Annotated in this window: 12 protein-coding genes and 1 tRNA gene; 5 read left to right on the forward strand and 8 right to left on the reverse strand. The window is 62.3% G+C overall.

Annotated features, from left to right (window positions below; all coding sequences use genetic code 11):
• Window positions 1-83: 83 nt before the first annotated feature.
• Window positions 84-157 (forward strand) — tRNA-Lys (locus A3K89_RS01865).
• A 32-nt stretch (window positions 158-189) separates the two neighbouring features.
• On the opposite strand, the gene A3K89_RS01870 is transcribed toward A3K89_RS01865, so the two are convergent.
• From A3K89_RS01870 to A3K89_RS01905, 6 genes are all read right to left on the reverse strand, one after another.
• Window positions 190-1227, reverse strand: coding sequence for an SDR family NAD(P)-dependent oxidoreductase (locus tag A3K89_RS01870; RefSeq protein WP_084423532.1), 1038 nt, complete (start codon window positions 1225-1227; stop codon window positions 190-192).
• A 1047-nt stretch (window positions 1228-2274) separates the two neighbouring features.
• A complete protein-coding gene (locus A3K89_RS01885; RefSeq protein ID WP_167674215.1) occupies window positions 2275-3891 on the reverse strand; it encodes a tannase/feruloyl esterase family alpha/beta hydrolase in 1617 nt (538 codons plus the stop codon).
• Between the two features lie 96 nt (window positions 3892-3987).
• On the reverse strand, window positions 3988-5355 hold the full coding sequence (locus tag A3K89_RS01890; RefSeq protein ID WP_084423522.1) for an MFS transporter: 1368 nt from the start codon (window positions 5353-5355) through the stop codon (window positions 3988-3990).
• 215 nt (window positions 5356-5570) lie between these two features.
• Window positions 5571-6335 carry an enoyl-CoA hydratase-related protein gene (locus A3K89_RS01895; RefSeq protein WP_068421046.1) on the reverse strand — a complete coding sequence of 255 codons (765 nt, stop codon included), beginning with the start codon at window positions 6333-6335 and terminating at the stop codon, window positions 5571-5573.
• Complete coding sequence (locus A3K89_RS01900) at window positions 6332-7036, reverse strand: nitroreductase (protein WP_068421049.1); 705 nt, start codon at window positions 7034-7036, stop codon at window positions 6332-6334. The genes A3K89_RS01895 and A3K89_RS01900 overlap by 4 nt, the downstream gene beginning before the upstream one ends.
• Window positions 7033-8193, reverse strand: coding sequence for an acyl-CoA dehydrogenase family protein (locus tag A3K89_RS01905; protein WP_068421242.1), 1161 nt, complete (start codon window positions 8191-8193; stop codon window positions 7033-7035). Before A3K89_RS01905 ends, A3K89_RS01900 begins: the two co-directional genes overlap by 4 nt.
• A 164-nt stretch (window positions 8194-8357) precedes the next feature.
• Here A3K89_RS01905 and A3K89_RS01910 point away from each other — a divergent pair, with 164 nt between their 5' ends.
• Window positions 8358-9344: an NADPH:quinone oxidoreductase family protein gene (locus tag A3K89_RS01910; protein WP_068421050.1), complete on the forward strand. Its 987-nt coding sequence runs from the start codon at window positions 8358-8360 to the stop codon at window positions 9342-9344.
• A gap of 37 nt (window positions 9345-9381) precedes the next feature.
• Window positions 9382-10023 carry a TetR/AcrR family transcriptional regulator gene (locus tag A3K89_RS01915; protein ID WP_084423523.1) on the forward strand — a complete coding sequence of 214 codons (642 nt, stop codon included), beginning with the start codon at window positions 9382-9384 and terminating at the stop codon, window positions 10021-10023.
• A 69-nt stretch (window positions 10024-10092) separates the two neighbouring features.
• Here A3K89_RS01915 and A3K89_RS01920 read toward each other — a convergent pair whose 3' ends face one another.
• Together A3K89_RS01920 and A3K89_RS01925 are read right to left on the reverse strand one after the other, a co-directional pair.
• Window positions 10093-10578, reverse strand: a complete 486-nt coding sequence (locus tag A3K89_RS01920) for a MarR family winged helix-turn-helix transcriptional regulator (protein WP_068421052.1) — start codon at window positions 10576-10578, stop codon at window positions 10093-10095.
• 25 nt (window positions 10579-10603) lie between these two features.
• Entirely contained in the window at window positions 10604-12151 is a 1548-nt protein-coding gene (locus A3K89_RS01925; RefSeq protein ID WP_068421053.1) for an acyl-CoA synthetase, read from the reverse strand.
• Between the two features lie 265 nt (window positions 12152-12416).
• On the opposite strand from A3K89_RS01925, the gene A3K89_RS01930 reads away from it, so the two are divergent.
• Both A3K89_RS01930 and A3K89_RS01935 read left to right on the forward strand, forming a co-directional pair.
• Window positions 12417-13814: a 4-hydroxyphenylacetate 3-hydroxylase N-terminal domain-containing protein gene (locus A3K89_RS01930; protein ID WP_068421055.1), complete on the forward strand. Its 1398-nt coding sequence runs from the start codon at window positions 12417-12419 to the stop codon at window positions 13812-13814.
• A 36-nt stretch (window positions 13815-13850) separates the two neighbouring features.
• Complete coding sequence (locus A3K89_RS01935) at window positions 13851-15041, forward strand: thiolase family protein (protein WP_068421057.1); 1191 nt, start codon at window positions 13851-13853, stop codon at window positions 15039-15041.
• The last annotated feature ends 8 nt before the right edge of the window (window positions 15042-15049 follow it).

Below are 15049 nucleotides of genomic sequence, written 5' to 3' on the forward strand. Positions count from 1 at the left end.
CGGTCTGACCAGGCGATTTCACATCTGGCGGTTTGTGCTGTTAATGTTTCTTCCGCACCGCAGAGAACACGCGGTGCGGATCGGCGCCATTAGCTCAGTTGGTTAGAGCAGCTGACTCTTAATCAGCGGGTCCGGGGTTCGAGTCCCTGATGGCGCACACCAAGTGCCCCTGAACAGCGTTTACGCTGTTCAGGGGCACTTTTCGTTGTGCGAGTCAGATCTACCCGTCACATCGAGGCTTCGAATGCCAGGCTCGGCCCGCTCGTCGACAGTGAGGTTCGAGCCACGCTGATCGGGCGCGGCAGTGCCCGCCTGTTTCACGGCGGGTTGGGAGCTGAAGACGTTGCCGACCGAGTTGTCCTTCGGGTGTCGCGCGATGCCCAATCGCCACAGCAACGGCGCGGCGAGGATGTCGAATACGGCTGGCAGGACTGTGAACGCTGCTGTGGCGCTCTTGTTGACGAGACCGAAGAGGGCGTCGGCGTCGCGTTCGCGACGAGGGTTGCGTACTACCTTCAAGACCGCGGCGGCGACGACGTCGGGGGAGGCGACGGGCGGGGGCGGCGATCCTGCGCGGCCGATGTAAGTCGCGGCCCGCTCGTAGATGGGGGTGCGGACGGCGCCCGGTGCGACGGAGCTGACGGAAACACCGGGATAGCGTCGCGCCTCTTGCCGCAAAACGCGAGTCAGGCCTCGAAGCCCCCATTTCGACGTGACGTAGGAGCTCATCCACGGTGTCGCGATGCGGCCCAACAGCGACCCGATGATGATCAGGTGACCCGACCGTTGACGTCGGAACACGGTCAACGTCGAACGTGCCACGTTCGCGGCGCCGAGAAGGTCGACGCCGACGGTCGCGTCGAAGACGTCGGCGGGGGTATCGAGGAAGGCGCCGTACGACATCACAGCCGCTGAGTGCACGCAGATGTCGAGACCGTCGTACCGGTCGATCATCTCGTGAACGACGTGATCCACCTCGTCTCGGTGGGATACGTCGACGGGCTGGACCGACACTTCTTCGGCACCGAGGTCGGTGCATTCGGCGGTAACGGCGTGCAGGTCGACGCGGCCGCGTGCGCACAGGACCAGCCGGGCGCCGTCGCGGGCGAATCGGTGAGCTGTTGCACGTCCGATACCGCTCGACGCGCCGGTGATCATCACCACCGGTGAGGACGAGCGGATGCGGTTTGTGGAGGGGGCAGTGCGGTGGTTGTCAGAGTCTGGCATGAGGATCTGCACCTCGAAATCAGGGAACGACGAAGGTAGACGAGCAGCCGACGGCTTTCGAGTGTGGCGCGGTACCAACTGCCCGGTGGTGCGGAGCTGATTCCACGGTACTCCGTTCCGAATCCGACACCAGGGTGTCGGGAATGTGGCCGGTGTCCAGGGACACGTTGCAGGCCAGAATCTGTTGCGTCGATAGCGAGGCGAACTGCGTGCTCTTCACGCGTCGACAGTGGACGTGATCGGTGGTGCTCGGTTATGGTTCGAAAGTCGGTGGAATGAACAGCCGCTGACCACCACCACCTCAGCAGAGCTTGCTCGGCGACATCAATTCTGGCGGGATCTCATCTCGACGTGACCGTTCGGCGAGTCGGTTCGTGAAGTCTGGAGTAGCAATGGGCAACGACCTGTTGACCCCGGTTCAGAGCTCACCCGTGGACGGGCATGTCGCTCCGCCGCCGGGAACGTGCAAACAATGGCCGATAACACTGCGGCACAAACCATTTCGGGTGACTGTGTCCTCGTCGTTCGGCTATGAGGTGGTATACGTCCTGGGTGACGTCGATGCCGGGACCGTCGACGAGTTCAGTCGTGCTCTCGACCGAGCGTCGGGGTCGAGCCGGCCTGTTCTGCTCGACATTACTTCTGTCGAATTCATGTGTGCCGCAGGCTATGCCGCGATAACAGCCTCGTGCGGTGCCAACTCACGCTGGGCGACACGGTGTGTCGTTCTGGGTCATCGCGGGCACCTCCGCCACATGACACTGTTCGGACTCGGCGATCGAACCGCGATCACCACCTGCCGTCATGTGGCCATGGGAATGCTCGACGCGGGTTGAACCGGATCCGGTCGCACTTGCGCTGATGTCGTGATGGCGTGGACAGATTCGCGCTACCGTCCAGTTGTGAGTCCAGCTGGGGCGAGTACCGATGGCGCAAACGAAAAGACCCCGCCCTCAACGAAAGTCGCAGGCGGGGTGTTCTCGTTTCGATTTCTAGCTCGCAGTGACGACTAGGCGCTGCGGCGTGGCTGCCGCAGCAGCTGACCGACTAGGGCGTGGTGGCGCATTCGAAGCTGCCGGCTTCGTTGGCCGGTCCAGTACCCGTGTATCTCGGCCAGCCGGGATATTCGCACAACGGGCGCGCTCGATCGCCGTTCTCGCGTGCGATTTGTTCCGTCGGCGCGACGCCATCCGCTACCCACGTCTGCAACGCGCCGAGAGAATCCCACACCAAATCGAATTCACCGTTGCCGTGACCGTACCCGGGAACCGTGTAGTACTTGACGCTCTGGTCCAAGTCGCTTCTGCCGTACTTCGATACCAGATTTTCGTAGTAGTTGGACGTCGCCTGCTGGGGCACGAGCATGTCCGTGTCACCTTGCACCAGGATCAACTTGCCGCCCTTGTCGACGAAGCTGTCGAGGTCGGTGCTGGTGGCGTCGAATTGCTGCGAGAACGCTTCGACTCGGTCCCTGTACTTCATGTAATCGAACTCCACGGGATTTTCCGTCGAGTCCTGAGCAATGAAGTACTTCTGCACACCTTCGACGAACCGGTCGTAGTTCGACGTGTCCTCGTCCGTCATCCATATCGACAAGTCGGCCCCGGCCAGCACCGGATACGGTCCGACGGTGTCGACACCGTTGGCAAGCGGATACGGCAGACGCTGCGGCTCGCTCGCAAAGGTGATTTCGTCCGCCTGAGCCGGTGTCAGGCAAGGCGTCGACGTCGAGTCACACAGCAGAGTCGAGACATCGAAGGACTCGGAACATCCTCGTACATCCGAGACGATGCCGTCTTCGATGCCGTCCAGGTCGTCGCATGCGCCGATCACGGCGTCCGTGACGAACTGCCTGTGCTCGGGATCCAGGTAGTTGCCGGGAACGTCGTAGGCAACGTCCACCATGCCCGACCAACCAGCTACGAATGCCTGGTTCTGCGCGGCGGGGTAGTACGCAATGACGCCGTCGTAGTCGTCGGGGTAGCGCTGTGCGGCAACGAGGCTTTCGTGGCCCCCTTTCGATCCGCCGACATGAAACTGCAGATCGGGCGTCGACCCGTAGAACTGCTCGACCACAGCGATGGCGGCGTCACGGGTTCTCTTGACGGATTCGCCTGCATAGTTGGCCAGCGCGGTCGGGTTCAGCGCGAAACTACCGGGTGCGTTCTCGCCGACGTCCGTTCCACCGTCGCTGCCGAAAGTTACGTAACCTTGGTCGATCGGCGGGAGGGGAACATCCGTGGACGGACTTGCGTCCGAAGCGTCCGGGTCGGCGTCGCCCGTGCCGGGTACGTTGTCGAGTCCGGTCACGACGGTGCCGTTGTAGCCTCCGCCGCCCATCTGAACGGTTGTACCGTTCCACTCGACCGGAAGATTCACCTGAAATCGGATCGGGGGTGCTGCTGGATCGACGGCGTCGATCGCGCCGGTGACCTGGCAGTAATCTCGCTCCTCCACAGGGGATTTCGCGATTGTTGCCTCCGTCAGGTGTGCGCCCGACGTCGGCAACGCGATGCGCGATGCGTCGAGTTCGAAACCGGACAACGCAGTGCAGGAAGCGACGGCGTCACTGACAACGCGTTGCGTTGTCGGCGTGGTGGCGCCGGAACTTTCGTTGCTGCCGTTGGCGCATGCGGAGGTCAGCGCAACCACAGCAACTGTCACGACGGTCATCGTGTGTCTCAAGAAGCCTCATTTCCATTGTGCAGCAAAGAACACTCACCGACTTCGGGCATGCGCCAGGCGAGGGTCAGGCGAGGGTCAGCGAGTGGCCCGAGCCGGAACCGGGTGCGTCTCTGCCGCTCGGTCGGTCCGCCGTGCCCGCAGCGAGAGAACCAAGAGGCACACCAGAGCGACCACTGCCAGGGCGGTGATCATCAAACCCACACGCCAGATGTTCGACACGTGGCCGTTCACGAGAGCAACCATCGCCATCGGTGCCATGCCGCCGAGAATCGCTGCGGCCTGATATCCCAGCGAAGCACCCGAATAGCGAATTTCAGCCGGGAACAGCTCTGCGAACAGGGCAGCCTGGGGACCGGTCTGGAACGACATGACGAAACACGACACGATCAAGGCAATAGCGAAGGGCCAGATCTTGCCGGAGCCCGAGGATTGAATCAGCATCCACATCGGAATAGCCCACAGGCCCATGCCGGCAATGCCGATTCCGTAGATGAGGCGACGCCCGTAGACGTCCGAGAGATGAGCCGTGAACGGCACCATGGGAATCAGGACTGCGGCGCCGACCATGATGATCCACAGGACGTCAGCTCGCGCCATCCCCAGGTTGGTCGTCGCGACCTGGATGGAACCGGTGATCGTGATGTAGAACATTGCAATACCGACCAGATAGGTCCCCCCGGCGAGGAGGACCGTGCTGAGGTTTCGTCGAAGAACTTGGAAAACCGGCGATTTCTGCTGGGCCGGCGTGGTAGCCAGCTTCTCTTCGACCTTCTGGAATTCCGGAGTCTCCTCCAAATACTTGTGGATTCCGAAAGCAACTAAGATCATGACCAAGCTGATCCAGAACGGCACTCTCCAACCCCACGACATGAATGCCTCGGGTGAGACCAGCCATGCGACGACAAGAAATATGCCGTTACCCAGAACAACGCCGATCGGAATACCGAGTTGTGCGAAGCTGCCGAAGAATCCGCGACGGTTGGCCGGCGCGTATTCCGTTGCCAACAGGACTGCGCCGCCCCATTGAGCGCCCACCGCGAGACCTTGGCAGATGCGGAGTGTGACGAGCAGTACCGGTGCAAGCCAGACGATTTCCGTGTTGGGCACGAAACCGATCAACGCAGTGGCAATGCCCATCAACAGTGTTGCGAACACCAGTACGGGTTTGCGCCCGATCCTGTCGCCGAAGTGGCCGGAGATGATCCCACCGACCGGGCGGGCGATGAAGCCGATGGCAACCGTGGCAAACGCGTTGAGAGCTGCTACGACCTCGTTGTCCGTGGCGAAGAATGTCTTGCTGAAAACGAGTGCAGCTGCAGTGCCGTAAATGTAGAAGTCGTACCACTCGAGAGAGGTGGCCAGAGCGGCGGCGAAAGCTGCCTTTCTCGCGGCCTTCTGTTGTGACGCCGGCGGTGCGGCCGGGGTGTCGGGCGACACTGACATGACTGCCCTCTTTCTGGTTTGTGGCGGATTTGCCGATGGTCGAGAAATGACCGAAACCTTGAACAATGTCTCGCGCCGAAGCGTAAGTGATGTTCGCCACTAATGTCAATGATCGATTTGCTTCGAAAATCAGGAATATTTCGACGGCGAATAGCCCAGTGGAAACCGCGTGGTATACGCGAAATCGACTGGGCTACTTGCCTTTTTCGGGTAAGTCAGTTGCCTTTCCATACGGGGGTGCGACGTTCCAGGAATGCGGCTAGTCCCTCGTCGGAATCGCGTGATGCGAGAACGCTTTTCTCGGCGATTGCCGTCACCTCCCATCCATGCGGGTCGTCGCGTCCTACCACTGCTTCGACCGCAGCAAGCGTCTCACGCACGGCAACCGGAGCATTCTCTGCAATGACCGCGGCCAATCGAAGTGCGTTCGCTACTGCGGTTCCGTCGTCGACGACGTCGTTGGCAAGGCCGAGAGCGAACGCGCGTTCTGCCGAAATCGGTTGCCCGGTAAGGAGAAGCTGTTTGGCAACATGAAGGGGTAGCGCCCGGTGGGTACGGAACAGCGCGCCGCAGTTGGCAACGAGCCCGTGGGTGACTTCGGGGAGGCCGAACCGTGCCGAACGTCCGGCGACGACGAGATCGCACGCCAGCGCAATCTCCATGCCGCCACCGAGCGCAAAACCCTCTACGGCAGCGATGAGCGGGGTTGTGCGGCTACGTCCTGCGATGCCGTACTTTCCGCCGCGTTCGGTCGGATCGCCCGGTCCGGTCGCAAGATCCGTTCCAGCGCAGAATATTTCGGGTCCGCCGGTCAGAATTCCGCACCTGAGATCAGGGTCGTCGTCCAGCATATCGAGCGCGTTGTCGAGCGCCTGCGTCATGTCGGCGTCCACCGCGTTCTTCTTGGCCGGACGGTCCATCGTGATCAGCAGAACGTGCCCTGTGCGTTCGGTGGTGACGCGTAGGTTGTCGGTTCTCATCGGTCGATCCAATCCACGACGTCGTCCACTACCGCACGCGATGTGCGGTAACCGTTGATCGGGTGCGAGGTGTCGGCATAGCCGAAGGAAATTCCGCAGACGATTCTGCGGTCTTCCGACAACCCCAATTCACGACGCAGGACATTGGGATAGACGGCCAAGGCAGCCTGGGCGATGGTGGACACACCGAGAGATGTTGCGGCAAGCAGAAAGTTGCTGACGTAGGCACCGCAGTCGACCGCCCCGTACGCACCCAAGGCTTCGTCGGTATGAAGGATGGCGACATGCGGCGCGCCGAAGAAGCGGAAGTTTTCGAGGGTCTGTTCACGTTGCCTCGTTCGGTCGCCGCGTTCGATGTTCACTGCGTTGTACAGCTGGAAGCCGCTCTCGCGCCGCCTCTGTTTGTGCACGCCCCGGTATTCACGGGGAAACGCGATGTCGGTCTCCTCCACGACGTCGGCCGAGGCCGCCGAATGCAGAGCTTTGCGTAAACGTTCGGTGCCCTCGCCTCGGGTGATCGCAAGGTGCCACGATTGGCTGTTGCACCACGACGCCGTGCGCTGAGCCATCGTCAGAATTTCGCGAATCGTGCCGTCGGAAACCGGTTCCGACGTGAAAGCTCGACAACTGACGCGGGATTCGAGCAGATCGCGCAAGGTGTCGTGCGGTTCGCTCGGACGCCTGCCGTTCGCGGCGGTCATCGGACTGCCCCTGCCGCGATGTCGCGTCCGATAATTTCCTTCATCACTTCGGTGGTGCCACCGAAGATCGTCTGTACACGTTGGTCGACGAATGCTCGACCCACGGGATACTCCATCATGTATCCGTAGCCGCCGTGCAATTGGACGCATCGATCGACGACTCGCTTGTGCAGCTCGGAACTCCACCACTTGGCCTTCGCGGAGTCGACGGCGGTGAGTTCGCCGCTGTTCAGTGCCAGAACGCAACGGTCGACGTGGGATTCGGTGACCTCGATTTCCGTCAGCATGTCGGCGAGCACGAAGCGTGTGTTCTGCAGGTCGCCGATCTTCGTGCCGAAAGCGCTGCGATCGAAAACGTACGCTTTCGTCCATTCGTACGTGGCGCGCGCACCGGCGATGGCGGCTACGGCAATGGACAGCCGTTCGAGAGGTAGCCGTTCCATGAGATGAAGAAAGCCGCGGCCTTCGACGCCGAGGAGATTGCTGTGCGGTACCCGAACGTCGGTGAAGACCAGTTCGGCGGTGTCCTGGGCCGCGAGCCCGACCTTGGTCAATTTGCGGCCACGAGTGAAACCAGGCGTGTCACGTTCGACGACGAAGAGAGACAAGCCGCGGGAGCCGGCGTTCGGATCCGTACGCGCGACGACGATGACCAGATCGCAGTGAATTCCGTTGGTGATGAACGTTTTCTGGCCGTTGATGACCCAGTCGTCACCCTCGCGCACGGCTGTTGTCTTGATCGCCTGCAGGTCGCTGCCGGTTCCCGGTTCCGTCATGGCGATCGCGCCGATCAGATCACCGCTCGCCATCCCCGGGAGCCAGCGCAGACGCTGTTCGTCGGTCCCGAGGTCCGACAAGTACGGAATGATGATGTCGTCCTGGCAGCTGAGTCCCGCGCCGAACGACGTGGTGGCGGTTTTGGCGATCTCTTCGGCGACCACCTGCCGGAAGCGGTAATCGGTGACGTCGGAGCCGCCATACGACTCCGGCACCGACAACCCGAGGATCCCGGATTTGCCGGCTGCGAGCCATGCCGAGCGTGGGACCAGCCGGTCGCTTTCCCACTCCTCGTAGAAGGGTTGCACCTCGCGAGCGAGGAACGACTGCACGGTGTCGCGATACGCGTCGTGGTCGTGGTCGAAATGAATGCGTTTCATCGGTGTCTCCTGCGCCATCTGCGATTGCTCTTTATTTCTAGCGCTCGCTACATTGTGTAGTCTGGACCGCAATTCGTCAACGGGCCGAATCGGACCCGAATAAGGCCGGGGGCCGAGTCGACCTCGGAGCCGTCGAGCCGCATACATGGGCAGGAGCGCGCAAGATGCAGGCAGTGCAATTGGTCGAGGCAGTCGGACCGCAGGGAGTCGCGATCACCGAGGTGCCGGAACCTGTGGCGTCCGACGGGCAGGTCGTGGTCGATCTGCACGCAGCGGGCGTGTCATTTCCCGACCTACTGCAGACGTCCGGTAGCTATCAGATGGTCGCGTCGCTCCCGGCTGTACTCGGTGCGGAGGGCGCAGGTGTCGTTCGGTCCGCCCCGCTGGGAAGTGGATTGACCGAGGGGCAGAAGGTTGCGGTTCTCGCACTGGACGGCGCGTGGCAACAGACTGTCGTTCTCGATCCGCGCTTCGTGTTCCCTTTGCCGGAGTCGGTGTCGTTGACAGCAGGATCGGGATTCCTGATGAACTACCTCACGGTGCACTTCGCGCTCGACGAACGCGCGAGGAGTCGAGCCGGGGAGACGGTCCTGGTCCACGGCGCCGCCGGAGGAATCGGGACCGCAGCGCTGCAGGTTGCAGCTGCACTGGGAATGGAGACCATCGCGGTCGTGAGCAGCGACGAGAAGGCGAAGGTCGCAGCCGCGAACCGCGCGACCCACACGGTCATGGTCGACGGCTTCAAGGATCGAGTACTCGAACTCACCGACGGACGGGGCGTCGACGTCGTGCTCGATCCTGTCGGAGGGGATCGATTCCTCGACAGCATCCGATCGCTCGCCCCGAACGGTCGACTGGTGGTGCTCGGTTTCACGGGTGGGGAGATCCCGACGGTCAAGGTCAACCGGTTGCTTCTGAAGAACGTATCCGTCGTCGGTGCTGGATGGGGCGAATACATCCGAGCGTTCCCCGACTACACCGCGCGGCAGTGGGCAGGCCTGGTACCACGCCTGAAAGATGGTTCCTTGATCGTCGAAGAGCCGAAGGTCGTTCCCATGGAGGCGGCTGTCGGTGCGTTGGAATCGCTGGCCGATCGCACCGCGACCGGCAAAGTGTCGTTGTCACTGCGGCCGGACGCCGTCGTCGAGTGACGAAAGTATGCTGTCGTGAGGACGAGCTTGCGTATGCGTGAACGAAGGGTACGACATGATGACGATCGGCACCGCGCACCGCGCAGACGACGATTGGCGTGTGTATCGGCCCCTTCCGCTCACGCCCATTCTCGCGGCGGCGTTGTCCTTGTTCCAGGCGAAGGGATATCACGGCACCACGATTCGTGACATCGCTGCACGGGCCGAGATAACGATGCCGTCTCTCTACTACCACTATGGCAACAAAGAGGGAATTCTCGCGGCGCTGCTGAACGTCGGAATGGACGACCTGGCCGCCCACATTGCTGGAGCGCTCAGCGAAGCAGGTGAGTCGACGACCGAGCGACTGCGGCACTTCGTCACCGCCGTCAGTTTGCACGAGACGTGCAGACGGGACATCGCGCGAATTCATCCGGAATCACGCTTTCTCGGTCCCGAAGCGCGTTCTCACTACGTCGCCCGTCGAAATACCGTCACGGACAACATGATCGAGCTGCTCGAGACGGGCCGGGCGGAAGGCGTGTTCCAGATCGACGATACCCATTTCATCGCACGGAGTATCTTTGCGATGCTGCAGGGAACACCTCAGTGGTATCGCGACGACGGACCGGATGACCCCCACGATATTGCAGCGAAGTATTTGCAGTCGATTTTTCGGATGATCACCGACTCGGTTTGAACCACGCGATCGGAGCATGCCCGGACGTCGGTTCTCCACGCCCGGGCATACTCGTCTCGTCTGTGCGTTTCACTGCAGCAGGCGAGGTTGCGTCCATGTGCGTTCGAGCCGCCTCAGCGCTTCGAGTGCTGTGGGGTACTCGTCAGCCGCTTCCTGTGGTATCGCGTTGCGGTGCAACGCTTTTTCGGCTCGCGTAACTGCTCGACGGCCCGATTCCGTCGCTTCCACGAGCAGCCGCTGCGGCCACTTCCAATCCGAGGATCGTGTCACGTGACCCGATTCTTCGAGCGCAGCCACCGTGCTTTTGATACTGGTGCGGTGTCGGGCGAGTTCCGCGCCGATTTCACGGTAGGAGCTCGGACCGTTACGGCACAGTAGGGCAAGAACTTCGTAGCGCGCCCAACTCATGCCAGCAGGCTTCAGCGCGTCGCCGAACTGCGTCCTGGCGAGGGTTGCCAGACGTAGAACGGTCGACACGAGTTCGTACTGCGAATCGGCCCGATGCGTGTCGATACAACCGTCGAGTGCCGCGGTACGTCCGTACGAAGGTGACATTTCGTTTCTCCGGCTCACGTCAGCTCTATGTGGCCGCGAGGTAGTCGTACTTTCCCTTGAGACGGCCTTTGACGAGCTTGCCGGTCGGCGTGCGAGGGAGGTCCGCGTCGAACACGATACGGCGCGGAACCTTGAAGCGCGCCAACGATTCTCGTGCGTACGCGAGAATTTCTTCGGCACGCTCGTCGGACGGTTCGACCCCTGGAACGAGTTGTACGACCGCAATCACCTGTTCGCCCATCTCGGGATCGGGGACGCCGATCACCGCGACATCCAGAACGAGCGGATGTACCGCGAGCGCGTTTTCGATCTCCTGAGGGTAGATGTTGACGCCGCCGGAGATGATCATGAAGGTCGCACGGTCGGTGAGGAACAGGTAGCGGTCCTCGTCGAGATATCCGACATCGCCGGTCGTCGACCAGTTGTCGTGCTGCGGGTGCTGCGCCTTCTTCGTCTTCTCGGGGTCGTTGTGGTACGCGAACGGCATCTCGTCGCGCTCGAAGTAGACGTCGCCGATCTGATTCGGCCCCAACACTTCTCCGTCGGGGCCACAGATGCGAACCGTACCCAGTAGACCGTCCTTGCCTACCGAACCGGGCTTCTTCAGCCACTCGTCGGAGTCGATGCTCGTCATTCCGGCAAGTTCGGTGGAGGAGTAGTACTCCTGCAGAATCGGACCCCACCAATCGATCATGGCGCGCTTGACGTCGACCGGACACGGCGCTGCGGCGTGAATGGCAGTGGTGAGCGACGACAGATCGTACGCCTGACGGTTCTCGTCGGGCAGCTTGAGCATGCGGACGAACATCGTCGGTACCCATTGACTGTGCGTCACGCGAAACTGTTCGATGTAGGCCAGGGCGCGTTCGGCGTCGAACTTTCCCATCACGACGACCGTTCCGCCCAGAGCCTGCACAGCTGCTGCCGTCCGGAGGGGTGCGGCGTGGTACAGAGGCGCCGGCGACAGGTAGACGGTGTCGGAGTTCATTTTCCATACGCCGGACGCCAGCCCCACCATCGTGTCACCGGGCTCGTCGATCTGCCGGTTCGGGAGCGAGGGTTCGATGCCCTTCGGCTGGCCGGTAGTCCCGGACGAATACAGCATGTCCGCGCCGCGGGGCTGAGACTCGAGGGGTTCGTCGGAGAGGCCGACGGTCTCCTCGTCCAGATCTGCGAAACCTCGAATCGAGCCACCGAACGCAAGCCGAAGTTCGACGGCGGGCGTCTGGGTTGCAACGAGTTCGGCAACGTCGTGAAGAGTCGCGGCGGCAACGACAGCGCGCGCCCCGCAATCGTTCACGATGTAGGCCATCTCGCCGGCCGTCAGATGGCGGTTGATGGCAGTGAAGTACAGCCCCGATCGCATTGCGGCCCAATAGATCGCAAAGACGCGGGGGTTGTTGTCGCTGATGAGCGCGATGTGATCGCCCTCGCGAAGGCCCGCGTCGCGGAGATATCGGGCGATCCGAATGGACTGCGACTCCAGTTCACCGAAGGTCACTGTCTCACCCGAATCGGCCATGATGACCGCTGGCTTGTTCGGGTGGGTTTTCGAGTGGGCCCCGGGGTACATAGATTGCCTTTCGCTGAACAGTTATCGTGCGATAGATCACCAGCCTAACGCGAAGTGACCGTCTAGGGAAGAACGATTTCCGACGCAACGAATTGTGCTGCATGGCCGCGTGAATAGGGTTTTTCCAGTCGACAGCGCGTGACCGGTTGGCGTTGACATGAGCCGCTACGCTCTGCCAATCTAAACAGCAACCGAACAATTGAACGGTCGCCCGTGTCGCCGACGCCGGTGAGCCGGACCCCGACAACTCGAGAGGTTCCACGAGATGGGCATTCGTACAGCGCGTCAGTACCGGGATGGTTTGAAGGACGGTCGACGAGTCGTCTACCAGGGCCGACGCGTCGACGACGTCACCGAGTTCGCCGAGTTCGACACGGCGATCTCGCATTCCGCACTCGCATACGACATCGCCGAGCTCGAACCCGACCTTGCCGTAGCGGACGACGGCGACGGTCCCTACACAGCGTTCTATCGCGTTCCGCGCACCGCGGACGACATCGCGCGCCGCGGTGAGCTCATCGAGAGTGTCTGCAGACTCGGGACTGGAACGATCGTTCTCAAAGAGGTGGGCAGCGACGCGCTGTTCGGGCTCCTTCGCGCGCTGACGGGCGAGGGTCTCGAGAACGCCAAGGCGTTCTACGACCATTGCTGCGCCAACGACGTCGCGATTGCCGTCGCGCAGACCGACGTCAAAGGCGATCGCTCGCTCGCGCCCCATCAGCAGGCCGACCCGGATCTCTACCTGCACATCGTGGACGAGGACGAGGAGTCCATCACGGTTCGCGGTGCCAAGGTGCACACGTCGTTCTCCGCGAACGCCGACGAAATCCTCGTTCTCCCGACCCGCGCGATGGGTGCATCGGACGCCGACTACGCACTCAGCTTCGCAGTGCCGGTCGATACTCCAGGCCTCACCCTGTACGTCTCGCCGTATCTGCACGGCGACCGTGACGAGTTCTCGCATCCGCTGTCGTCGAAGCACAAGCTGCTCGAGAGTCTGACCGTGTTCGACAACGTCCGCGTCCCCAAGAACAGGGTGTTTCTCGCACGTCAGCCCGAGCTCGCCGGGCCGTTGGCCATTGCATTCGTCGACTATCACCGATACACGGCGATCAACTACAAGCTGCCGCTCCTCGACCTCCTCGTCGGCGCCGCGACCATGGTGGCCGAAGCGAACGGCATCATCAAGGCCGGCCACGTCAAGAGCAAGCTGACAGAGCTGATCTCGTACACCGAAACCGTCCGCGGGTTCGGTCAGCTCGCGGCGCTGCGTTCGACCCAGGGCGACAACGGAGTTCAACTGCCGGATCCTCTCGCCGTGAACATGGCCAAGTATCACTTCGCGCACGGTTTCACTGCCGCGACGACGACCGTGCTGGACTTGGCGGGCGGTCTGGTGGCCACCGGTCCTGGCGGAGGCGACTGGGCGGATCCCGATACCCGCAAGGTTCTCGAAAAGTATTTCGCCGCAGCCGTTCCCGCGGAACAGCGTCTGCGCTTGATCAACTTGATCGGCGACCTCTGCACGGGAAGCTGGGGTGGATATCAGACCGTCCTCGCCACCCACGCCGAAGGTTCGACGGAGGCCGAGAAAATGCAGATCGCGCGGTCGTTCGACCCGACACGAGCGCGCAACTATGTGTCCGAGCTTCTCGGAATCTGAATCTTCTCGACCACCTACGAAAGGAATTCGAACTTCATGACTACCGCAGTGATCGTCGACGTCATCCGAACGCCGTCCGGGAAGGGTAAGCCGGGCGGCTCTCTGTCAGGGGTTCACCCGGCAACCCTGCTTGCGGACCTCCTGGCCGAGCTGGTCCGCAAACACGACCTCGATCCGGCGTTGGTGGACGACGTCATCGCCGGATGCGTGACGCAATCCGGCGAACAGGCAGTCAACATCGCGCGCACCGCCGTTCTGGCGGCAGGCTTCCCGGAGTCGGTTCCTGCGACGACGATCGATCGTCAGTGCGGTTCCAGCCAGCAGGCCGCTGCTTTCGCCGCCCACGGTGTTGCAGCCGGCACGTACGACATCGTCATCGCCTGCGGAGTCGAGTCCATGAGTCGCGCACCCATGTTCTCGAACGTGGGAGACAAGGACCCCAACGTCGGACCCTTGGCCAAGCGCTTCCCGGAAGGCCTGGTGTCCCAGGGCATCGGAGCCGAGCTGATCGCGGCGAGGTGGAAGTTCGGCCGCGAGGAGTTGGACGAATACGCAGCCCGTTCGCATCGTCGTGCATCCGAGGCGGCAGGGCGGCAGCAAGTCGATCAGATCGTTCCCGTCCGTACGGTCGACGGGTCCGGTAACGAAGTCCTCGTCAGCACGGACGAGACAGTGCGGCCCTCGACCACGGCAGAGTCGCTGGGCGGCCTGCGTCCTGTGTTCCAGAGCGAGGCCATGTCGCAGCGATTCCCGGAGATCGAGTGGTCCATCACCGCAGGAAACTCGTCGCCCCTCACGGACGGCGCGTCGGCCGCCTTGATCATGAGCGAGGAGAAGGCTGCTGCGCTCGGGTTGACACCGCGCGCCCGTTTCCACAGCTTCAGCGTGGCGGGAAGTGACCCACTCCTGATGCTGACGGGGCCGATCCCCGCCACCGAGAAGATCCTCGCGCGTACGGGAATGACGCTGGATCAGATCGACGCGTACGAGGTCAACGAAGCGTTCGCTCCGGTTCCGTTGTTGTGGCAGAGCCACTTCGACACCGACCCCGAACGCCTCAACCCGGCCGGTGGCGCCATCGCGCTGGGGCACCCGCTCGGTGCGTCGGGCGGCAGGCTTCTGGCCTCGATGCTGACGTATCTGGAAGCCACCGGTGGTCGATACGGCTTGCAGACCATGTGCGAAGGCGGCGGCATGGCCAACGCCACCATCATCGAGCGACTCTGACGAGAAGG

Origin of the sequence: Rhodococcoides kyotonense, assembly GCF_001645385.1 — a bacterium.
GTDB lineage: Bacteria > Actinomycetota > Actinomycetes > Mycobacteriales > Mycobacteriaceae > Rhodococcoides > Rhodococcoides kyotonensis_B.